General features: G+C 68.2%; 21 protein-coding genes. 7 read left to right on the top strand and 14 right to left on the bottom strand.

Annotation, left to right across the window (positions count from 1 at the left end):
* Nucleotides 1-8 precede the first annotated feature (8 nt).
* Together ACTZQ5_RS06975 and ACTZQ5_RS06980 are read right to left on the bottom strand one after the other, a co-directional pair.
* Entirely contained in the window at nucleotides 9-1,442 is a 1,434-nt protein-coding gene (locus ACTZQ5_RS06975) for a methyl-accepting chemotaxis protein (protein WP_443584434.1), read from the bottom strand.
* Nucleotides 1,443-1,738: 296 nt separating this feature from the next.
* The gene (locus ACTZQ5_RS06980) at nucleotides 1,739-3,163 is read right to left on the bottom strand and encodes a methyl-accepting chemotaxis protein (protein WP_443584435.1); all 1,425 of its coding nucleotides are present in this window, start codon (nucleotides 3,161-3,163) and stop codon (nucleotides 1,739-1,741) included.
* Nucleotides 3,164-3,353: 190 nt separating this feature from the next.
* Here ACTZQ5_RS06980 and ACTZQ5_RS06985 point away from each other — a divergent pair, with 190 nt between their 5' ends.
* Nucleotides 3,354-3,875: a gamma carbonic anhydrase family protein gene (locus ACTZQ5_RS06985; protein WP_443584436.1), complete on the top strand. Its 522-nt coding sequence runs from the start codon at nucleotides 3,354-3,356 to the stop codon at nucleotides 3,873-3,875.
* Here the strand turns inward: ACTZQ5_RS06985 and ACTZQ5_RS06990 are convergent.
* From ACTZQ5_RS06990 to hppD, 5 genes are all read right to left on the bottom strand, one after another.
* Nucleotides 3,872-4,837: an alpha/beta fold hydrolase gene (locus ACTZQ5_RS06990; RefSeq protein WP_443584437.1), complete on the bottom strand. Its 966-nt coding sequence runs from the start codon at nucleotides 4,835-4,837 to the stop codon at nucleotides 3,872-3,874. The two genes, ACTZQ5_RS06985 and ACTZQ5_RS06990, sit on opposite strands and share 4 nt — an antisense overlap.
* A 59-nt stretch (nucleotides 4,838-4,896) precedes the next feature.
* Nucleotides 4,897-5,253, bottom strand: a complete 357-nt coding sequence (locus ACTZQ5_RS06995) for a Rieske (2Fe-2S) protein (protein ID WP_443584438.1) — start codon at nucleotides 5,251-5,253, stop codon at nucleotides 4,897-4,899.
* Nucleotides 5,250-5,879, bottom strand: coding sequence for a maleylacetoacetate isomerase (maiA, locus tag ACTZQ5_RS07000; RefSeq protein WP_443584439.1), 630 nt, complete (start codon nucleotides 5,877-5,879; stop codon nucleotides 5,250-5,252). Before maiA ends, ACTZQ5_RS06995 begins: the two co-directional genes overlap by 4 nt.
* Complete coding sequence (hmgA, locus tag ACTZQ5_RS07005) at nucleotides 5,876-7,180, bottom strand: homogentisate 1,2-dioxygenase (RefSeq protein WP_443584440.1); 1,305 nt, start codon at nucleotides 7,178-7,180, stop codon at nucleotides 5,876-5,878. Before hmgA ends, maiA begins: the two co-directional genes overlap by 4 nt.
* A gap of 227 nt (nucleotides 7,181-7,407) precedes the next feature.
* A complete protein-coding gene (hppD, locus tag ACTZQ5_RS07010) occupies nucleotides 7,408-8,487 on the bottom strand; it encodes a 4-hydroxyphenylpyruvate dioxygenase (protein WP_443584441.1) in 1,080 nt (359 codons plus the stop codon).
* Nucleotides 8,488-8,567: 80 nt separating this feature from the next.
* Here hppD and ACTZQ5_RS07015 point away from each other — a divergent pair, with 80 nt between their 5' ends.
* Complete coding sequence (locus tag ACTZQ5_RS07015) at nucleotides 8,568-9,017, top strand: MarR family winged helix-turn-helix transcriptional regulator (protein ID WP_443584442.1); 450 nt, start codon at nucleotides 8,568-8,570, stop codon at nucleotides 9,015-9,017.
* 72 nt (nucleotides 9,018-9,089) lie between these two features.
* Nucleotides 9,090-11,906, top strand: a complete 2,817-nt coding sequence (locus ACTZQ5_RS07020; protein ID WP_443584443.1) for a TonB-dependent receptor — start codon at nucleotides 9,090-9,092, stop codon at nucleotides 11,904-11,906.
* On the opposite strand, the gene ACTZQ5_RS07025 is transcribed toward ACTZQ5_RS07020, so the two are convergent.
* A complete protein-coding gene (locus ACTZQ5_RS07025) occupies nucleotides 11,903-13,441 on the bottom strand; it encodes an ABC transporter permease/substrate-binding protein (protein WP_443584444.1) in 1,539 nt (512 codons plus the stop codon). The two genes, ACTZQ5_RS07020 and ACTZQ5_RS07025, sit on opposite strands and share 4 nt — an antisense overlap.
* Nucleotides 13,438-14,190, bottom strand: a complete 753-nt coding sequence (locus tag ACTZQ5_RS07030) for an ATP-binding cassette domain-containing protein (protein ID WP_443584445.1) — start codon at nucleotides 14,188-14,190, stop codon at nucleotides 13,438-13,440. Before ACTZQ5_RS07030 ends, ACTZQ5_RS07025 begins: the two co-directional genes overlap by 4 nt.
* A gap of 66 nt (nucleotides 14,191-14,256) precedes the next feature.
* On the opposite strand from ACTZQ5_RS07030, the gene ACTZQ5_RS07035 reads away from it, so the two are divergent.
* Complete coding sequence (locus ACTZQ5_RS07035; protein WP_443584446.1) at nucleotides 14,257-15,045, top strand: SDR family oxidoreductase; 789 nt, start codon at nucleotides 14,257-14,259, stop codon at nucleotides 15,043-15,045.
* A 54-nt stretch (nucleotides 15,046-15,099) separates the two neighbouring features.
* Here the strand turns inward: ACTZQ5_RS07035 and ACTZQ5_RS07040 are convergent, their stop codons facing one another.
* The gene (locus tag ACTZQ5_RS07040; protein WP_163957116.1) at nucleotides 15,100-15,393 is read right to left on the bottom strand and encodes a 4a-hydroxytetrahydrobiopterin dehydratase; all 294 of its coding nucleotides are present in this window, start codon (nucleotides 15,391-15,393) and stop codon (nucleotides 15,100-15,102) included.
* A 49-nt stretch (nucleotides 15,394-15,442) separates the two neighbouring features.
* Here ACTZQ5_RS07040 and ACTZQ5_RS07045 point away from each other — a divergent pair, with 49 nt between their 5' ends.
* Genes ACTZQ5_RS07045 through ACTZQ5_RS07055 form a run of 3 tightly spaced genes read left to right on the top strand, consistent with a single transcriptional unit; the run spans nucleotide 15,443 to nucleotide 17,045 of the window.
* Nucleotides 15,443-15,853 (top strand): metallopeptidase family protein, encoded by a 411-nt coding sequence (locus tag ACTZQ5_RS07045; RefSeq protein WP_443584447.1) that lies wholly within the window; start codon nucleotides 15,443-15,445, stop codon nucleotides 15,851-15,853.
* A gap of 11 nt (nucleotides 15,854-15,864) precedes the next feature.
* On the top strand, nucleotides 15,865-16,407 hold the full coding sequence (gene ccmA / locus ACTZQ5_RS07050; protein ID WP_443584448.1) for a heme ABC exporter ATP-binding protein CcmA: 543 nt from the start codon (nucleotides 15,865-15,867) through the stop codon (nucleotides 16,405-16,407).
* The gene (locus ACTZQ5_RS07055; RefSeq protein WP_443584449.1) at nucleotides 16,404-17,045 is read left to right on the top strand and encodes a heme exporter protein CcmB; all 642 of its coding nucleotides are present in this window, start codon (nucleotides 16,404-16,406) and stop codon (nucleotides 17,043-17,045) included. The genes ccmA and ACTZQ5_RS07055 overlap by 4 nt, the downstream gene beginning before the upstream one ends.
* A 51-nt stretch (nucleotides 17,046-17,096) precedes the next feature.
* Here the strand turns inward: ACTZQ5_RS07055 and ACTZQ5_RS07060 are convergent, their stop codons facing one another.
* The 4 genes from ACTZQ5_RS07060 to ACTZQ5_RS07075 form a co-directional block, all read right to left on the bottom strand.
* Nucleotides 17,097-17,330: a hypothetical protein gene (locus tag ACTZQ5_RS07060; protein ID WP_443584450.1), complete on the bottom strand. Its 234-nt coding sequence runs from the start codon at nucleotides 17,328-17,330 to the stop codon at nucleotides 17,097-17,099.
* Between the two features lie 91 nt (nucleotides 17,331-17,421).
* Entirely contained in the window at nucleotides 17,422-18,291 is an 870-nt protein-coding gene (locus tag ACTZQ5_RS07065; RefSeq protein WP_443584451.1) for a class I SAM-dependent methyltransferase, read from the bottom strand.
* Entirely contained in the window at nucleotides 18,288-19,679 is a 1,392-nt protein-coding gene (thrC, locus tag ACTZQ5_RS07070) for a threonine synthase (protein ID WP_443584452.1), read from the bottom strand. Before thrC ends, ACTZQ5_RS07065 begins: the two co-directional genes overlap by 4 nt.
* A gap of 424 nt (nucleotides 19,680-20,103) precedes the next feature.
* Complete coding sequence (locus ACTZQ5_RS07075; protein WP_443584453.1) at nucleotides 20,104-20,688, bottom strand: hypothetical protein; 585 nt, start codon at nucleotides 20,686-20,688, stop codon at nucleotides 20,104-20,106.
* Nucleotides 20,689-20,816: the final 128 nt, after the last annotated feature.

Genomic DNA, 20,816 nt, shown 5'->3' on the forward strand with positions numbered 1-20,816 from the left:
GCGGCGGATCAGAATTCCGACCAGTCGTCGGTGGCGACGGCCAGGGCGGTGTTGCCGGTGCGGCGGCCCGCCCCGCGCGATTGGGCGGCGATGCGGCGGCCGGCGTCGGCAGCGCGCTGTTGCAGGCGGTGGACGGTGTTGGCGGGTGCGGCGGTCGGCGCGCGACGGTCGGTGCGGAAGCGCGCCATCTGCCCGGCGAGCGCATCGGCCTCGGCTGACAATGCGCGGGCGGCGGCGGTCGCCTGTTCGACCATGGCGGCGTTCTGCTGCGTCACCCCGTCCATCTCGCCGACGGCGGTGTTGACCTGTTGCAGCCCGGTCGCCTGCTGTTCGGCGGCGGTGGCGATCTGCGACACCAGCGCACTGATGTCGCCGAAGCGACCGATCAGTCGTTGCAGCGCCTTGCCGGTTTCGCTGACCAGCTCGACGCCGGCATCGACCTGCTCGGCCGACGCGGTGATGCGTGTCTTCACGTCCTTGGCGGCTTCCGCGGAGCGCTGCGCCAGTGCGCGCACTTCGGAGGCGACGACGGCGAAGCCCTTGCCCGCGTCACCCGCCCGCGCCGCCTCGACGCCTGCGTTCAATGCGAGCAGGTTGGTCTGGAAGGCGATGCCGTCGATGACCGAGATGATCTCGGAGATTTCGTTGGAGGATCGTTCGATGCCGCCCATCGCATCGACCGCGCGCGCGACGACCTCGCCCGATTGTTCCGCCTCGCCGCGCGCTTCGGCGACGACGCCGTTGGCGCGGGTGGCGCTGGCCGCGGTCTGGCGGACGGTGGCGGTGATCTCGTCCATCGCCGCGGCGGTTTCCTCCAGGCTCGCGGCCTGCTGCTCAGTGCGCTGCGACAAATCGTCGGAGGCCTGGAGGATGTCGGTCGAGCCGGTGTTGATGCTGGCGGCCGCCTGATTGACCGCGGCGACAGCGGCCATCATCGCGTCCATCGCACCGTTGAAATCGTTGCGCAGCCCGGCGAATTCCGCAGGGAAATCGGCTGAGATGCGGAAGGTGAGGTTGCCTTGCGCAAGTTCGCCCAGTCCTTCGGCGAGCGCGGCGGCCATGGCACGCTGCGCCTCGGCGGTGTTCGCTTCTTCCATGTTGCGGCGGAAGATCGCCATGGCGGTGGTCATCCGGCCGACGCAGTCGCGGTTGTCGGTATGCGCGATCGGGCCGTCGAGATCGCCCGCGGCCAGCGCTTCCATGCGCACCACGGTGTCGACATAGGGACGGCAGACGATGCGCCCGGCGAACAGGGTGGTGCCGACCATCGTCGCCACGGTCAGCGCCGATACGCCGATATCGATCAGTGGCGCGGTGTGGATCACGCCGGTGGCGGCACCGGCGGTGATGCCGACCGGGATCGCGCCGAGCGCGCCCTGCACCATCGCCAGCGTGCGGAATTTCACACGGATCGGCGCATGCTTCTCGAACCAGCTGAACATCGGCAACGTCTCCATCCACGACCCGCGGAAGAGGTCCGCCCGGTCCATGGAGCGCGAAAATTGCCGCGGCTGCTTAACGACGCGTTGAGCAACCGAATTGAGTGTAATCAGAGGGTTGTAGCAGCCGGGCCGGCGCATGAACCGCCCGGTGCGACGGCGGGTCGGGTGCGTGGCGGGGCGGCACGCGCGCCGATGCCGGTCATTGTCGTTGTATCGCACGGGTGCCGCCTTTCCTGGTAAGAGGTCGCTGGAACGCGAATCGATCATCGGGTCGATGCGCGCAGGACGTCAGCCGTTCAGAATTCCGACCAATCGTCGGCGGCGACCGCAGCAGCCCCGCCTCCGGTGCTGCGCCGGGCAGCACGGGCGATGCGGCGACCGGCATCGGCGGCGCGGTTCTGCAACTGGTGGACGACCGATCCGGTACGGGGCGCCTCACTGCCTGCGGCGATCTTGAAGCGGGCGACCTGGCGGGCGAGTTCGTCGGCCTCGGCCGACAGGCTGCGTGCGGCGGCAGTGGCTTCCTCTACCATCGCGGCATTCTGCTGCGTCACGCCGTCCATCTCGCTGACCGCGACGTTGACCTGCTGGAGGCCAGTCGCCTGATGCTCGGCGGCCGTGGCGATCTGCGCGACCAGCGTGCTGATCTCGCTGATCCGCACGATGATGCGGTCCAGCGCCTTGCCCGTCTCGCTGACCAGTTCGACGCCGGCGTCGACCTGTTCGGAGGAAGCGGTGATGCGCGTCTTGACGTCCTTGGCCGCCTCGGCGGAGCGTTGCGCCAAGGCGCGCACCTCGGAGGCGACGACGGCGAAGCCCTTGCCGGCATCGCCCGCGCGTGCCGCCTCGACGCCTGCATTCAGCGCCAGCAGATTGGTCTGGAAGGCGATGCCGTCGATGACCGAGATGATCTCGGAAATCTCGTTCGACGAACGCTCGATCCCGCTCATCGCGTCGACGGCACGGCGCACGACGTTGCCCGATTGCTCGGCCTCGATCCGCGCCTCCTCGACCACGCTGTTGGCGCGGATCGCGCCTTCGGCGGTCTTGCGGACGGTGGAGGTGATCTCGTCCATCGCCGCGGCGGTTTCCTCCAGGCTCGCCGCCTGCTGCTCGGTGCGCTGCGACAGGTCGTCGGACGCCTGACGGATGTCGGTTGCGCCGTTGTTGATGCCGCTCGTCGCCTCGGTCACTGCGCTCATCGTCTCGGCGACGGCGTCGAGTGCGCGGTTGTAGTCGGCGCGCAGGCGCTCGTAATCGGCCGGGAACGGCTGTTCGATACGGTAGCTGAGATCGCTTGCGGCAAGACGGGTCAGGCCCTCGCCCAATGCTGTCACGATCACCGTCTGCGCTTCGTTGGCACGGGCCACCGTCTCGGCATTGCTGCGGAAGACTTCCATCGCGCGGGTCATGCGGCCGACGCAGTCGCGATATTCGGTGTAGTTGATGGGCGATTCGAGGTCGCCTTGCGCCAGCCCCTCCATGCGCACCACGGTGTTGACGTAGGGATCGCAGATCATCTTGCCGGCAAAGGCGATCAGCGCGGCGGTGAGCACGGCGAACATCGCTGCGATGCCCGTATAGATTTCCCCCGATCCCGGCGGGCTCGATTCGGCGAAGTAGGTGGTGGCGACGCCGCCGCCGGCCAGAGCGGTCTGCGCGACGAGCAGAACCTTGAACTTGGTGCGGATCGGCGCATTCTTTACGAACCAGGAAAGCATCGTCGTGTCCTTTGACGAGGAGGCAGGTGACGAGCCGTTGACGCGCCTGCCCGGACGAACCGGATGTGCGCACCATTGCGGGCATCTGCATCCACAATGGACCGACACCGGTAAAAAGGAAGTTAAGTATGCCCGCTTCGGAACATTGCTCAGATTGGTTTTTCCGTGGGGACGCGGGAGATTACGGCGTATGACCGGTTACACGCTGGGCGATGTTGTGCCGCGCATCGCGGCCGATGCCTTCGTGGCGCCGGGCGCGCACGTCATCGGCCGGGTCGTGCTCGGCGAACGGGCCTCGGTGTGGTTCGGTGCGGTGCTGCGCGGCGACAACGATCCGATCGTGATCGGCGCCGACAGCAACGTGCAGGACGGCGCGATCGTCCATGCCGATCCCGGCGTACCGACGACCATCGGCCGCGGCGTGACCATCGGGCATCGCGCGATCGTCCATGGTGCGACCATCGGCGACAACAGCCTGATCGGCATGGGCGCGACGATCCTCAACCGCGCGACGATCGGTGCCGATTCGATCGTGGGCGCCAATGCGCTGGTGACGGAGGGCAAGGCCTTCCCCGACGGATCGATGATCGTCGGCAGCCCGGCGCGGGTGGCGCGCCCGCTTACCGAGGCGGAGATCGCCGGTCTGCGCCTGTCGGCCGCGACCTATGTCGCCAATGCGCGGCGCTATGCGGCGGAGCTTACCCCGCTCTAGGCGAAGCCGGCGGAGGCCTCGGCGACGAAGCGAGCGGTCGCCGCGGGCGCGGTGACGGGGATCATGTGGCCGCCTTCGATCACCTCGATTCGAGCGCCAGGAATCTCATTGGCGCTGCGGTGGCCGTGCAGTGCCGGTGCAAGGATCGCATCGTCGCGGCCGAAGAGAATGGCGACCGGGACCGCAAGGTCGGCATAGCGCGCCGCGATCCCGCCGATTTCGGCGCCTGCGGCGGCGAGGTCCGCGGCGGCGGCGGCGATCGCGCTCGGCCGCTGGGCCAACGCACCGCCGCCGCGCGTCGCGAAGTCGGCGGGTGGCAGTTCGGGCGCGAACACCGCCTGCAAGCTGCGCTCGCGGGTCAGGCGGGTGAGCGGCGTGCCGATCGTTTGTGCCACCAGCCGACGCAGCGATGGCGGAATCGCGGTGAGCGCGCGGAACGCCTCCGGCACCTCGTCCTGCGACTGGGTGAGCGGCGCGATCAGGGCAAGGCCGCGCACCAGGTCCGGCCGCTCCAGCGCCAGCGACAGCGACAGCGCACCACCCAGCGAATGGCCGACCAGCAGCGGCCGGTCGAGGCCCAGCGTCTCGATCAGGCGGCCGATCATCGCGCCCTGTTCGGCGATCGACGGTTCGCCGTCGTCGTCGGCGGTCGAATAGCCGGAGCCCGGCCGGTCGACCAGGATGACGCGATGATCGGCGCTGAGGATGTCGAGCATCCCGTAGCTGAAATTGCGCAGCTGCCCACCAAGGCCGTGGATCATGACGATCGCCGGGCCGCTGCCGCGATCGACGTAGTGCAGGCGTGCACCCGGCACCTGCATGTGGCGTCCGTCCTGCGGCACCAGCCGCTCCGCCTCGCGCGCGATCCGGTCGGCATAGAAGGACAGGCCTAGGCCGCCCGCCGCGGTCAGCGCCGCGCCGCCGAGCAGCGATCCGAAGGTCCAGCGCACACCGCTCGTCATGTCCGTTCCATCCTTCCGGCCGATGAAGGCCGGCGAATGTAGCAGGTCGCGCCGGTTTGTCAGGCGGTCGTGATGACTCCGTCGATCACCGCCACCGGCCAGGGTGCGAGCCGCTGGCCGATACAGGGTCCGCCGACGCACAGACCGTCATCGATGGTGAACAGCGCGCCGTGCCAGCTGCACGCGATCAGATCGCCGGAGGGGCTGAGATAATCGTCGAGCGCCTGCGCCAGCGGTACGCCGGCATGCGGACAGCGATCGACGTAACCGACCACCGTGCCGCCCCGCCGCACGACGAAGCCGTGGAAGCGGCCGGCGCGCATCTGCAGGACGAAATTGCGGGCGGTGCCGTCGGGGATCGCCTCCAGCCGTGACAAGGCGACGCCCGGCGGCGTCGCCGACAGCCGCTCGCTCACGCGTCCGCGTCGGGCTGGCGGCCGGGGTGCGCGGTGGCGGCGAGCGCAGCGGTACGCGCAGCGGCCGCGACCAGGCGCGGGTAGGGCGTGACGTCGACGCCAAACCGCTCCGCCGAGTAGAGCGCCGGCACGGTGATGCAGTCCGCCAGCGTCGGCGCCGCACCATAAGCGAAGCCATCGCCGTGCCGTGCGATCAGCGCCTCGACCGCGGCGAAGCCCTCCGCCATCCAATGCGCCATCCAGGCGTTCACCTGCGCATCGCTGCCGCCGAAATCCTGGCGCAGCGCCTTCAGCGTGCGCAGGTTGTGCAGTGGATGCACATCGGTGGCGATCGTCGCGACCATGCCGCGCACGATGGCGCGGCCGTTCGCGTCGTCGGGCATCAGCGGTGGTTCGGGAAAGCGCTCGTCCAGCCATTCGAGGATCGCGACGCTCTGGGTGAGGATCACGCCGTCCACCTCCAGCGCCGGCACCAGTCGCTGCGGATTGAGTGCGGCATAAGCGGGATCCGCCTGCCCGCCGGTGCGCAGGTCGTGGTTGACCTGTTCGTAGGCGAGGCCCTTCAGCGCCAGCGCGATGCGGACTCGATAGGCGGCGCCCGAACGCCAGTAACCGTGCAGGATCACGCCGTGCGATCCTGCGGCAGCGTCGCCTTGGGGAAGTCCGCCCACACCGCATCGTAATCGAGCTGCGCATGATCCAGTGCATGCGTGGTCGGGCGGTAAGGCCAGCAGCTTTCCAGCATGAAGGCCATAGTGCCGTCGATCTTGTGCGGCTTCAGCTCGGCGGCGGACGCGCCCTGCCAGCTGGCAAGGTCCGGTCCATGCCCTGCCATCAGATTGTGCAGCGAAATGCCGCCGGGCTGGAACCCCTCCGCCTTCGCATCATAGGCACCGGCGATGAGGCCCATCGCCTCGCTCATCACGTTGCGGTGGAACCAGGGCGGGCGGAAGGTATCTTCCGCCACCATCCAGCGCGCCGGGAAGATGACGAAATCGGCATTGGCCCGGCCGGGCACGTCGCTGGGCGAGGTCAGCAGCGTGAAGATCGACGGATCGGGATGGTCGAAGCTGACCGTGCCGATCGTGTTGAAGCGTGCAAGGTCGTAACGCCAGGGCGCCAGGTTGCCGTGCCACGCCACCACGTCGAGCGGGCTATGGTCGAGCGTCGTCGTCCACAGCGACCCCATGAATTTCTGGATGACTCCGGTCGGCCGGTCGCGATCCTCGAACCAGGCGACCGGCGTCTCGAAATCGCGGGCGTTGGCAAGGCCGTTGGCGCCGATCGGGCCGAGGTCGGGCAGGCGGAACAGGCTGCCGTGGTTCTCGCAGACATAGCCGCGTGCGCTGCCATCCGGCAGTTCGGCGCGGAAGCGCACGCCGCGCGGCACCAGCGCGATCTGCCCCGGCGCGATGTCGATCCGGCCGAGTTCCGTCAGCAGCGCGAGCCGCCCCGCCTGCGGCACGAACAGCAGTTCGCCGTCGGCATCCATGAACACCCGGTCGATCATGTCGGCGTTGGCGGCATAGACGTGCAGCGCGACGCCTTCGAGATCGGCGGGATGCCGATTGGCCAGCATCGTCGTCATGCCGTCGATCAGATCCGTGCCCGGCGCGGCATCGGCGCAGGGATCCCAGCGCAGCCGATTGGGGGCAAGCGGCGCATCGCTGGTGCCGGGGGCGAACAGCGTCGCTCCTTCGTAGCGGGCATAGGGCGGATGCTCGGCGGTCGGCCGCATGCGGTAGAGCCACGACCGACGGTTCTCATGCCGCGGCGCGGTGAAGGCGGTGCCGGACAGCTGCTCGGCATACAGGCCGAAGGCGGGCCGTTGCGGCGAATTGCGCCCGATGGGGAGGGCGCCGGCGATGGTCTCGGTAGAGACGTGATTGCCGAAGCCGGGGATGTAGGCGGGGTGGTGGTCGGTCATCGTTCTGGCGTCCTCTCCCAACATTCCCCTCTCCCATCGGGAGAGGGGTAAGCTCGCGTCAGCGAGCGCGGGGTGAGGGTGGGTGCGGGATGGCGACTGAGTCCCGTCCGCCCTCACCCCTCCGCCGGCTTGCCGGCTCCCTCCCTCTCCCGGAGGAAGACGGGTTAGGCCACCCGCCCCGTATCTCCCGTCACTGCGGAACAAGTCCGGGGTGACGAAGGAATGGGTCAGGCGTCGACGGTAATCACACCCCGCCGAATCTGATCCAACTCAATCGATTCATACAACGCCTGGAAGTTGCCGTTGCCGAAGCCTTCGTTGCCCTTCCTCTGGATGATCTCGAAGAAGATCGGCCCGACCATCGTTTCGGTGAAGATCTGCAACAGCAGCCCTTCCTCGCCGACGTTGCCGTCGATCAGGATGCGGTTGCGCTTCAGCCGGTCCAGGTCTTCGCCATGGTTCGGCACGCGCTTGTCGACCAGTTCGTAATAGGTCTCGATCGTGTCCTGCAGCCGGACGCCGCGGGCGCGCAGCTTTTCCACCGTGGTGTAGATATCGTCGGTGGTCAGCGCGAGGTGCTGGATGCCCTCGCCGTTGTAATCGCGGATGAACTCCTCGATCTGGCTCTTATCGTCCTGGCTTTCGTTCAGCGGGATGCGGATCGCCCGGTCGGGGGCGATCATCGCCTGGCTGAACAGGCCGGTCGCCTTGCCCTTGATGTCGAAATACTTCTGCTCCTCGAAGCCGAAGATCTGGCCGTAGAAGGTCGACCAGGTACGCATCTGGCCGCGGCGGACATTGTGGGTGAGGTGGTCGAGCAGGTCGAGGCCGACGCTGTTTTCCGCTTCGGCTTCGGCCGCACCGGGAACCTGATCCCAATCGTCGTACACGCTGCCCGCCGCGCCGTGCCGGTCGACGAGGTACAGCAGCGAACCGCCGATCCCCTCCAGCGCCGGCACGCCGTCCAGCGCGGCGCCGGCCGGTGCGGGCTTGGCGCCGCGCCCGATCGCCGCATCATAGGCAGCCTCAGCATCCTGAACGCGAAACGCCATGGCGCTGGCCGAGGGGCCGTGCGCGGCGCGGAACTCGGCGGCGTGGCCGGTCGCTTCGCGGTTGATGATGAGGTTGATGCGGCCCTGCTTGTAGCGGGTCAGCGCCTTCGTCTTGTGCGTGGAGGCGGCGACGAAGCCCAGCGCCTCGAACTGCGCGGCGAGCGCATCCGGATCGGGCGAAGTGAATTCGCAGAATTCGAAGCCGTCCAGCCCCATCGGATTGACGTCGATATGATCGTTCGAACCGTCGGTCATGCTGTTCGCTCCAGATGGTATCTTCTGTTACCAGTTTCCTGCGTCATTGCCAAACCGGTGTCAACTGATACGAACCCGCCATGACCTCGTCCCGTCTCGTTCTCGACGAATTCATCCCGTACCGCCTTTCGGTTACGTCGAACCTGGTCAGCGACTCCATCGCCCGCGCCTATGAATCGCTGTTCGGGCTGACCATTCCGGAATGGCGGCTGGTCGCGGTGGTGGCGGAGACGGGGGGGATCACCCAGCAGGCGATCGGCATGCGGACGCGGATGGACAAGGTGACGGTGTCGCGCGCGGCGATCGCCCTGGTCGATCGTGGCCTGCTCGCCCGCCGCGCCAATGCCGAGGACCGCCGGTCGCACCTGCTCGAGCTGACCGATGCGGGGCGGGACCTGTATGCGGCGGTAGCGCCTAAGGCGCTCGACCTCGAAAGCCGCATCTTCGCCGCCTTCGATCCGCAGGAGGTCGCGCAGTTCATGGCGATGCTGCGACGGATCGAAAGCGTGGCGCTGTCGATCGGCGGATAAGCTCGACGGGCACATTTGTGCGACATTTGCCGCCTAGAGCCACGCCCGACACATAAAAGGGCTGATTCGGACATGCGACTGGTGGCGGGGATGATGATCGCGGCGAGCTGGCCGGCGATGGCGGCGGCGCAACAGCAGCCACCCGCGGCGCCGACGCCGGCTCCCGCGCCAGTCACATCGCCCGTAGCGGTCGAGCCCCAGGTTCAGACGCAGGCTCCCGCCGGCTCGACGGCCGTTGCCGCCCAGCAGCCTGCCACCACGCCGGCTCCGGCTGCGCAGGGCGGCGGCGAGGACGAGGACGAGATCGTCGTCACCGGCCGCCGCCCGGTCGGCTCGGTCGTCGGCGACATCCCGCCCGAACAGGTCCTCAATCCCGCCGATATCCGCGCCTATGGCGTCAGCAACGTTTCCGACCTGCTCAACGAGCTGGCGCCGCTCACCACGAGCGGTGCGGGTGGCGCGCCGGTGGTGCTGGTCGATGGCAAGCGCATCTCCGGCATCCAAGAGGTGCGGGATTTCCCGAGCGAATCGATCCTGCGCGTCGATATCCTGCCAGAGGAGGTGGCGCTGAAATACGGCTACACCGCCGATCAGAAGGTGGTGAACATCGTCCTGCGGCGCCGCTTCCGCTCGACCAGCGTCGAGGTTGCCGACACCGCACCGACGGAAGGGGGCAGCAACGCGCCGCTCGCCCAGGTCGGCATCGTCGCCTTGCGCAACGGCGCCCGGCTGAACATCACCACCAAATACCAGCAGAGTTCGGCATTGACCGAATCGGAACGCGATATCGCCGCCGCAACGACCGAAGGTGCCGCCACCGGCTTCGACCAGCGGCCCTATCGCACGCTGCAGCCATTCACCCGCAACGTATCGACCAATGCCACCTATGCCCGGCCGATCGGCGATGTGACCGCCTCGATCAATGCCGAGGTGGCCACCAGCGACAGCATCGGCCAGTTCGGCCTGCCTGCGACGACGCTGACCGTGCCCGCCGGCAGCCCGTTCAACACCTCCGGTGCGAGCACCGCGATCACGCGCGTGCTGGACGGTGGCGACTTCAAGCCGCTGTCGCAGAGCAGCCAGGGGCTGACCGCGCATGTCGGCACCAGCCTCAACGGCAAGCTGAGCGAACGCTGGCAGTGGACGGTCACCGGCAGCTACGACCGGGCGGAGAACCGCACCTTCACCGAAACCGGCGTCGACGCGACGCCGTTCCAGACGCGGCTCAATGCCGGCGATCCGTTCGCCGACCCCAACGGTCGGTTGACGGTGGCCGATGTGCTGCCCGCCGCCGGCAACCGGGCGCGCTCCACCAGCAACAGCGGCGAAGTGGAGGCGCTGGCCAACGGGCCGCTCTTCTCGCTGCCGGCCGGCGACGTGACCACCGCGATCCGTGTCGGCGCGGACACCACCAACCTGTCGAGCCGGTCGTTCCGGGCGGGACTCGCCTCGGCCGGCGACATCTCGCGCAGCAGCGCCGATGGGCGGATCAACCTCGACCTGCCGATCGCCAGCCGCAGCCGCGCCGTACTCGGCTTCCTCGGCAACCTGTCGGTGAACGGCAATGCGGCGGTCAGCCAGCTGTCGGACTATGGAACGCTCACCTCCTACGGCTATGGCGTCAACTGGGCGCCGATCACCGCGGTGCGGCTGATCGGCTCGATCAACGAACAGGAACTGGCGCCCAGCGCAGCGAATCTCGGCAACCCGGTGGTGGTGACGCCTAACGTCCGCGTCTTCGACTTCGTGCAGGGACAGACGGTGACGGTGACGACGGTCACCGGCGGCAATCCCGACCTGCAGGCAAGCAACCGTCGCGTGACCCGGCTGGGGCTGACCCTGACGCCGTGGAGCCTCAAGCAGCTGTCGCTGACGGTCAGCTACACCAAGCAGGACGTCCGCGATCCGATCGGCAATCTGTCGTCACCCACGGCGGCGCTGGCGGCGGCCTTTCCGGGGCGCTTCATCCGCGATGGCGGCGGCAATCTGATCCGCGTCGACAGCCGGCCGATCAATTTCGCGCGATCCGAAAACGAGCAGATTCGCACCACGCTGTCTTTCTCCAAGCCGTTGAAATCCAGGGTGCAGCGGGAATTGGAGGCGTTCCGTGCCGGTACCGGTCCCAATCCGTTTGCCGGCATGCAGTTTCCGGGGCGACGTGATCGGTCCGGCGATGCGGCGGGCGAGCGGCGGCGGGACGATGCGCCGCCGGGCGACCAGCCGCCGCCGCCCGGTGCGGAACGGCCAGCAGGTGACGCGCCCCAGCAGGGCGATGCGCCGCGCGGCGCGAACGATGGGGGTGATCGCGGGCCTGGCGATGGCGGTGGCCGTGGGTTCGGTGGTGGCGGCTTCGGCGGCGGAGGACGCGGCGGCTTCGGGGGACGCGGCGGTGGCGCTGGCCAGGGCCGCATCTTCTTCACGCTCACCCATGTCTGGCGCTTGCGCCAGCAGACGACCATCGCCGATGGCGGTCCGGTGCTCGATGCGCTGAACGGCGATCTGATCGGTGGCGGCAGCGGCCAGGCGCGGCACGAATTCAACGGTACGGCCGGCATCACCAACAACGGCTTGGGGGCGGTGCTCAAGGCGAACTACGTCACCGGCAGCCGGGTCAACGGCGGCACGCCGGCCAATCCGCTGCCGCTAGCCTTCCAAGGGCTGGCGACCGCGGACTTGCGCCTGTTCGCCAACCTCGAACAGATCCTGCCGCTCGTGAAGGCGCATCCCTGGGTGCGTGGCACGCGCGTGCAGTTCGAGGTCGATAATATCCTCAACAGCCGCCAGCGGGTGCGCGATGCGACCGGCATCACGCCGATCAGCTATCAGCCGGATTACCTCGATCCGCTCGGCCGCACGATCAAGCTCAGCATTCGCAAGCTGTTCCGTTAGAACCCAATCCGGCGGCCGAGCCAATCGGCCGCCTGTTCGGGCGTGCGTTTGTCCCTGTCGCGATCGACCTGATAATTCGCCTCGCGCATCACCGCGACCGGGATACGGCCGACGAGCGGCGCGAGCGCGGCGACGAAGCGTGCGTCCCGGGCACGATCCGGGGCGACGAGCAGCAGCGCATCGTAGCTGGGGATGGCATGGCGCGGATCGGCGAGCACGGTCAGCCGGTCCGCCGCGATGCGCCCGTCGGAGGAAAAGGCGGAGATCACGTCCGCCTCGCCGCTCGCCAATGCCTGATACATGAACGTGGGGGCGTAGGGCGTCGTCGCCCGGAAACGCAGCGGATAGGCGCGGCGCACCGCTGCCCATTCGCGGCGTTCCAGAAATTCGAGATCGCTGCCGAGACGCAAGTCGGGCGCAGCGGCGATCAGATCGGTCAGGCTGGCGATGCCGCGTCGTTTCGCGTCGTCGCCGCGCATCGCGAAGGCGTAGGCGTTCTCGAAGCCCAGGGCGCCCAGCACGCGCACGCCACTCGTGCCCTGCGTCCAGCGGCCGATCGCCGCCGCCATGGCGGCAGGCGCCGGAACGTCGCGACGGTGCATCGGCCCGGTCCACACGGTTCCGGCATAATCGACATAGACGTCGATCGCGCCGCTCGCGAGTGCGCCATAGATCACCGCCGATCCCAGCCCCTCGCGATAGCGCACCTGATAGCCCGCACGCGTCAGCCGGTCGCCGATCAGCCGCGCCAGGATATATTGTTCCGAAAAGTTTTTGGCGCCGACCGTCACCACCCGGTCACCGCCACCGCGCGACCATAACGGCGCCAGCGCGAGCAACAGGCCGGCGGCGAGCGCCAGCACGGCGCCCAGCCACGTCGCGCGGCGACGGCGGGCGATGCCGCGCTCGATGAGGCCGATCAGCGCATCCACGGCCAGCGCCAGCCCCGCCGCGGCGACGCAGCCGGCGAGCACCAGCGCCCAGTTCTGCGTCTGCAACCCGGCGAAGATCATGTCGCCGAGGCTCGGCTGACCCACTGTGGTCGACAGTGTCGCCGCGCCGATCGTCCACACCGCGGCGGTCCGGATGCCGGCGATCAGCACCGGCGCGACCAAGGGCGCCTCGACCAGCCGCAGGGCCTGTGCCGGCGTCATGCCGACCGCCTTCGCCGCCTGCGTGATCGCCGGGTCGATGCCGGTGAGGCCGGCGACGCCGTTGCGGATGATCGGCAGCAGCGCATAGAGCGTCAGCGCGATCAGCGACGGCAGGAAGCCGAGCGCCGCGATGCCGCCGCCGACCAGCCCCGACAGCCACAGCAGCAGCGGATAGAAGAGCGCGAGCAAGGCGAGGCTGGGAATGGTCTGGATGAGGCTGGCGATCCCCAGGATCGCGCCGCCGATCCGCCGCCGCCGTGCAGCCAGAACCGCCAGCGGCAGGCTGATCGCGATGCCCAGCAGCAACGCCGCCGCCGACAGCAGCACATGTTGCGCGAGGAGCGGCGGCACGCGGCCGAATGCGTCGAGGAAGGCGCTCATCGGCTCAGCCTGCGCAGCCGCTCGGCCTGGTCGCGCGGCACCGCGACCAGCGCCTGCGCCGCTTCGCCGCCCTTGCCGGCGAGCAATGCGGCGGGGCTCTCGTCCGCGACGATCCGCCCGGCCTGCATCACCAGCACGCGATCGGCGAGCAGCAGCGCCTCCGCCATGTCATGGGTCACCAACACCGTGGTGAGGCCCAGGCGATCGTGCAGCTGCCGGATCTCGCCGCCCAGCGCATCGCGAGTCACCGGATCGAGCGCGCCGAAGGCTTCGTCGAGCAGCAGCAACTTGGGCTGCGCCGCCAGCGCGCGGGCAATGGCGACACGCTGGCGCTGGCCGCCAGACAGCGCAGCGGGCCGCCGCGCCGCCACATCGCGGGGCAGCGCCACCAGATCCAGCAGCGCACCGACATCCGGGGGCGGATCGGCGGCGATGCGCGGGCCGATGCCGATATTCTCGGCCACCGTCATGTGCGGGAATAGCCCGATCTCCTGGAAGACATAGCCGATCCGCCGTCGCAAGGCAGGCGCAGGCCCGGCGGCGACGTCCGCACCGTCGATCAGCACGCGGCCAGCATCGGGATCGATCAACCGGTTGATCGTCTTGAGCAAAGTCGATTTGCCCGATCCCGAGGTGCCGACGAGTGCGACGAAGCTGCCCGCATCGATCCCCAGCGATACGCCGTCCACCGCCAGCGTATCGCCGAACCGCTTGGTAACCCTATCGAAGCGGAGCGATTCTGCTGGCATCAACCGCGACGATGCGGGATGCCTGCGACAAAGTCCAATCAACGGGCATGCGGAAGAGGATGAGCGATGAGCGAAGTGAAGGCGATCTTCATCACCGGCGGCGGATCGGGCATCGGTCGCGCCGTTGCGCGCCTGTTCGCCAGCCGTGGCTGGCGGGTCGGCATCGCCGACGTCAACACGGCCGGCCTCGCCGAGACGCTGGCGTTGCTGCCCGCCGGTATGGCGGAAAGCTATGCGATGGACGTGCGTGACCGCGACGGCTGGACGACCAGCCTCGACGCCTTCACCCGCGCGAGCGGCGGGCGGCTCGATGTCCTGTTCAACAACGCCGGCATCGGCACCGGCGGTCCGCTGGCCGAGGCGAGCTTCGACGATCTCGACCGCACGGTGGCGATCAATTTCACCGGCGTGCTCAACGGCGCCCGCATCGGCCATGCCTATCTGGCGAAGACGCCGGGATCGGTGCTGCTCAACACCTCATCGGCATCGGGCATCTACGGATCGTCGGGCCTTGCCACCTATTCGGCGACCAAGTTCGCAGTGCGGGGGCTGAGCGAGGCGCTGGACGGCGAATGGTACCGCGAGGGCATCAAGGTCCGCTGCCTGCTGCCGAGCTTCATCGAGACACCGCTGCTCGACGGTGTCGCCGGCGGCACGAACCGGTCGATCCGCGAGGCGGTGACCGGCGCCGGCCTCGAACTGACGCCGGTCGATCGCGTCGCCGAGGCGGCGTGGGCGGCCGTGCATGGCGATTCCGTCCACACCTATGTCGGCAAGACCGCCGAACGCCTGCGCTTCGCGGCGCGCTGGATGCCGGGGGCGCTGCGCAAGCGGATGCGGCGGTCGCTGCGCTGAACCTTCAGTCCGTCATCCCGGCGTTCACCGGGATGTCGGATGAGAGTGAGTAGCTTACTCGTCCACGATGGCGTCGATCGCTTCGGCCATCTCGACATCCCGGCCCGACAGGCCGCCGGCATCGTGCGTGGTCAGCAGGATTTCGACGCGGTTGTAGACGTTGCGCCATTCGGGATGGTGGTTCGCCTTTTCCGCCATCAGCGCGACCTGCGTCATGAAGCCGAATGCCTCGACGAAGTCGGCGAAGACGAGGCTGCGGGTGATCGCATCGCGCGCTTCGTCATAATCCCATTCGGGCAGGCCATCGAGCGCATCGGCGCGTTCGGCTTCGCTGAGGGGCTCGATCATGTCGCGTCTTCCTTGCTGGAGGGCAGGGGCACGGGGTATGGCGACGGCGATGAGCGGGCAAGATGCTTATGGGCCGGCGCCGGACGCCGCCGCGATCGAGGGGATCGCCCGCGACACGATCGCGCGGCTGCCCGCGGTGTTCGCGGCGCACCTCGGCGACGTGCTGCTGCTGATCGAGGAAGAGGCGGATGCGGAGACGCTGGCGGCGCTCGGCCTCGACCATCCGCTCGATCTCACCGGCCTCTACCACGGTCGGCCGATCGGCGAGAAATCGTCGATGGATTCGGGTGCGATGCCCGATTCCATCCACCTCTATCGTCAGGCGATCCTGGCCGAGTGGGTGGAGACGGGGGTGCGGCTGGACGATCTCGTCCGCCATGTCACCATCCACGAGATCGGCCATCATTTCGGCCTGTCCGACGACGACATGCATGCGCTCGAAGACGCGGTGGTCGATTGACGTGCCTCTCATTGACCGGCGTCGGCTGCCTGCGCGGCGGGCGGATGCTGTTCGAAGGGCTCGACCTGACGCTCGGCGCCGGCGAGGCGGCACTGGTGACCGGCCCCAACGGCGTCGGCAAATCGAGCCTGATCCGGATCGCCGCCGGGCTGCTGCGGCCGGTGGCGGGCAGCGTCATGCGTGACGGCGCGGTGGCGCTGCTGGCCGAAGCGCATGCGCTCGACCCCGAACTGCCGCTGGCACGGGCGCTGGCCTTCTGGATCGGCGCGCGGGCCGGGGCGGCGCTGGCTGCGGTCGGACTGGAGGGGCTCGGCGAAGTGCCCGTCCGCATCCTCTCGACTGGGCAGCGGCGGCGTGCCGGCATGGCGCGGATCGTCGGTAGCGCGGGGCCGATCTGGCTGCTCGACGAGCCGGCGAACGGGCTCGATGCAGAGGGCCTGGCGCGGCTGGAGGCGCTGATCGCCGCGCACCGCGCCGATGGCGGCATCGCGCTGGTCGCGACGCACCAGCCGATCGCTCTGCCCGGCGCGCAGGCGGTGGTGCTGCGGCGATGAATTTTGCCGGTCTTGTCGTGCGGGATCTGCGTCGGGCCTGGGCGGGGGGCGGCGCGGCATGGCCGGTCGCTTTCTTCCTGCTGGCTGCCATCCTGTTTCCGTTCGCGGTCGGGCCGGAGGCGGCGTTGCTGGCGCGGATCGGCGGCGGCGTGATCTGGGCGGCGGCGCTGCTCGCTGCCTTGCTGCCGGTCGAGCGGCTGGTGGCGCCCGATCAGGAAGCGGGGGTGATCGACCAGTTCGCGGTGCGCGAGGTGCCGCTGGCGTTCGTCGCCTTCGCCAAGACGGTGGCGCATTGGCTGGGCTTCGCGCCGCCGCTGATGCTCGCCGCCGTGGTCGCGGCGGGGTTGTTCGACCTGTCGGCGGCGACGCTGCTGCGCGTCGAGCTGGGCCTGCTGATCGGAACGCCGGGGCTTGCCGCGCTCGCCGTCGCCACGGCGGCGCTGGTCGCCGGCTTGCGGGGGAGCGGCGGGCTTGCCGGGCTGGTCATGCTGCCGCTGGCGATCCCGCTCCTCATCTTCGGGGCGGGATCGCTGGAGGGCGGCACGGGGGCGTTGCAGTGGCTGGGGGCGATCAGCCTGTTGCTGACGTCGGGCGGGCCGTGGATCGCTGCACTTGCGCTACGGATCGCCGCCGACTGACCGCCCGATCCGGCAATGCGGCGTTACAATCCGTTATAATAACTGCCAGGATCAGGAATGATGATCCGAAGCATAGACCATCGCCGCCGCCGTTCCCGTCGCCGGTTTTAGGTGAAACCATTCGGGACGATCGATCGCAGTCAGAAATGCCAGCACGGTCAGGCCGAAGACCAGCAGGGCAAGCCTGCCCCACAAGGGGTTGAGTTCGGTTTCGCTGGTGTCGCGCTGGGCGATATCGTCGTTGGACTGCATCGATTGAGCCTCCATGCTGGTGGTCGATGGCATGTAGACTCGATAAGCCTTCTATACGACGAGCGTTCCGTAACGTTTTCTTGCTGCGCCGCACCACGTGGGGATGATGCGACGAACCGCCCGGTCAGCGGCTCCAGCGCGCCCAGATCGCGGTCGGCAGGGCGAGGCCGCGCGCCTCTTCACGCACGCCCAGCTCACCCGCCTCGACGGTGCCGGGCAGGTCGGCGAACAGTTGCGCGAGCAATTCGCGGATCGCCAGCGCCGACATCCGCACCGCATAGACGGTGAGGAACAGGAAGCGGCTGTCGGCATCGAGCAGCTTGCGGCAATCGGCGAGCAGCCGGGGCAGATCCTCCTCCAGCCGCCAGACCTCGCCCTCCGGCCCGCGGCCGTATTTGGGGGGATCGAGCAGGATGCCGTCGTAGCGGCGATTGCGACGCACCTCACGGCTCACGAACTTGGCGGCATCGTCGACGATCCAGCGCATCGGCGCATCGGCCATGCCGGAGAGCACGGCATTGGCCTTTGCCGCCTCGACCGATTTCTTGGACGCATCGACATGCACCATCCGGGCGCCGGCCGTCCCCATCGCGAGCGTGCCGACGCCGGTATAGCCGAACAGGTTCATGCATTCCGGCGATTCGAGCCCGGCGACGCGCTCGCGCATCCAGCTCCACACCGGCGCCATGTCGGGGAAGAAGCCGAGGTGGCGGAACGGCGTCGTCTGCGCGGTAAAGCGGACCGCGTCCCATTTCAGCGGCCAGCCTTCGCGCGGCACGGGCTCTGCGAACACCCAGCGGCCGCCGCCATCCTCATCGCTCGCCGGGATGAACTCACCCTGCGCCTTCCAGTCGCCCCGCGCCGGCGCCCACATCGCCTGCGGCTCGGGACGGATGAAGCGGAAGCGGCCATAGCGCTCCAGCTTGCGGCCATGGCCCGAATCGACCAGGCCGTAATCCGCCCAGGGTTCGCCGATCAGCGTCGCGAGCGTCATGGGCGGGGCACGGCGCGTTCGCCGATATAGGCGGTGACCGCCTCGAAGGTGCCGGGCAGGCTGGCGCAGCGTTCCTCGCGATCGAACAGGTCGCCGATCCGGCCGGGCAGCACCGGGCGCTGGCCGGTGGCGCGCTCCACCGCGTCGCCGAACTTGGCGGGATGCGCGGTGGCGAGCGTCACCACGGGCACGTCGCTGGGGTGGCGGCGGGCGGCGGCGAGCGCGATGGCGGTGTGCGGGTCGATCACCTGGCCGGCGCGTTCGTGCGCCCAGCGCATCGCCAGCGTCATGTCGTCGAGGTCGACGCGGTCGCTCGCGAACAGTGCGGCGCCGGTGTGCTGCGCATTGGTCAGCCGCATCGCGCCCGACGATTCGAACCCCTGCATCTGGGCCGCGAGCGCCGCGCCGTCGCGCGCGCCGAGATCGAACAGCAGGCGTTCGAAATTGGAGCTGACCTGGATGTCCATCGACGGCGTCGGCGTCTGCTGCACCACGCCCTTGCTGTAATCGCCCGCGGAAATCGCGCGGTGGAGGATATCGTTGACGTTGGTGGCGACGATCAGCCTGGCGACCGGCAGGCCCATCTTTGCCGCGACATAGCCGGCGAACACGTCGCCGAAATTGCCGGTCGGCACCGAAAAGGCGACTGCGCGGTTCGGCGCGCCCAGGCGGACGGCGGCATAGAAATAATAGACCACCTGCGCCATCAGCCGCGCCCAGTTGATCGAATTGACCGCCGACAGCGCGTACCGGCCGGAGAAGCCGGGGTCGTTGAACATCGCCTTCACCAGCGCCTGCGCCGTGTCGAAGTCGCCGTCGATCGCGATGTTATGCACGTTGGGGGCGAGCACGGTCGTCATCTGCCGCCGCTGCACCTCGCTGACCCGGCCGGCGGGGTGGAGCATGAAGATGTCGACGCCGCGGCGCCCCGCCAGCGCGTCGATCGCCGCCGAGCCGGTGTCGCCGCTGGTCGCGCCGACGACGGTGAGATGGCGGTCGCTGCCGGTCAGGAACCGTTCGAACAGCAGGCCGAGCAATTGCAGCGCGACGTCCTTGAACGCCAGCGTCGGTCCGTGGAACAGTTCGAGCAGCCACTGGTCGTGATCGAGCTGGACGAGGGGCGTCACCGCGGCATGCGCGAAGCGGCCATAAGCGGCGGTGCACAGCTCGCGCAGTTCCTCCGGCGTCAGCGCATCGCCGACGAACGGCGTCATCACCGCCACCGCGGTATCGACGTAGGACAGATTGGCGAGGCCGGCGATCTGCTCGGGCGTCAGGCTCGGCCAGGCGTCGGGCAGGTAGAGTCCGCCGTCCGACGCCAGCCCGGCGAGCGTGACGTCACGGAAATCGAGCGCGGGCGCGGTCCCACGGGTGCTGACATAGCGCATCGCGGCTGGGTAGCGGGGTGCGGCGCAACGGGCAACGACGGGATTTCTTGGCCGCGGTGCGATTCGGGTATCGCGCATCCGCCCCTCCGGAGGCTCGGAAGTTGGCGAAGTTGCCACTACGTCCCGCTCGAAATCGCTTCCCCGACCGGTGCCGGCAGGCACGGGAGCGAGGGGGCGTCGGTGGGGCATGCGCGGGGGTATAGACGGCGTGGTGCGTGTAGGACAGCGGGATTGGGAGGGGATGTGTGTCGGTAGTCGACTGTAAGTCAAGCAGCGTCTGGACAATCGCGACGGCGAACGGCGGCGTTCGTTGGTGAGAGGTATTGCGCGTTTCTCCTTCACCGGAATTTAGCTTTGGTAGGATCCAATCGGGAGTCCCTAAGAGTTCCTTTTTGTGAAGCTCCCGTTTGTGCGCTGAAGCGGGTTACTGATTTTTGCGGCAGGAGGAGGAACCATATGCCTCAGCATACGAGCGGTCGAAGCAGGTGATTAATCCGTCGACCACGTCTAGATTCGGCGGCGGGCCAGCAGAAAGACTAGGCTGAAATGTACCGTCCGGCTGTCGCTGCATGATCGTAGGTGCCGGGAGTGCAGCCAAACGCTGTCTGGCTTGCTTCAACGCGGCGAGGTCATGCTTGAGGAAAGCGATCGTGGCATCAGCGTAGGTGTTCCAAGCATCCTGAGATTGGCCGAGCATGCTTGTCGGACGCTTGGCACGCTGGAAGAGGACGATCGCTTCGCTGGTACGGCCAAGCTCCGCAAGAATCTGCCCCTCATGCCAAACCAACGAGTCGATGCGCATCTGCAGCATCTCGCGATAGATACGAATTAACTCGGCGGCTTTGGTGCGGCAGCCCGGCTGGGATGCGACAGAGCGCCAACCTCTTTGCGGGTCCTGGTCGAATGTCGCAATGTCCTCGTTCAAAATACGGGATTCTTCGCCGCAAGATGATCCAACAGCTGGCGATTGCATGGCACCCGCAAGTCCGAGAACAAGAGCAAGGAACACGCCAGCCTCCCGATGTGATAGTTTGACAAACGTATTTCACATCTCGACAAGGCGAACAACCGTTTGGCAAGGGTTGGGAGTTAGGTAGCTATTGCCATCTACCCGCTGCAAAAAGAAATTAGGGTGTT

Origin of the sequence: Sphingomonas cellulosilytica, assembly GCF_052321755.1 — a bacterium.
In the GTDB taxonomy this organism is placed as follows: Bacteria; Pseudomonadota; Alphaproteobacteria; order Sphingomonadales; family Sphingomonadaceae; genus Sphingomonas.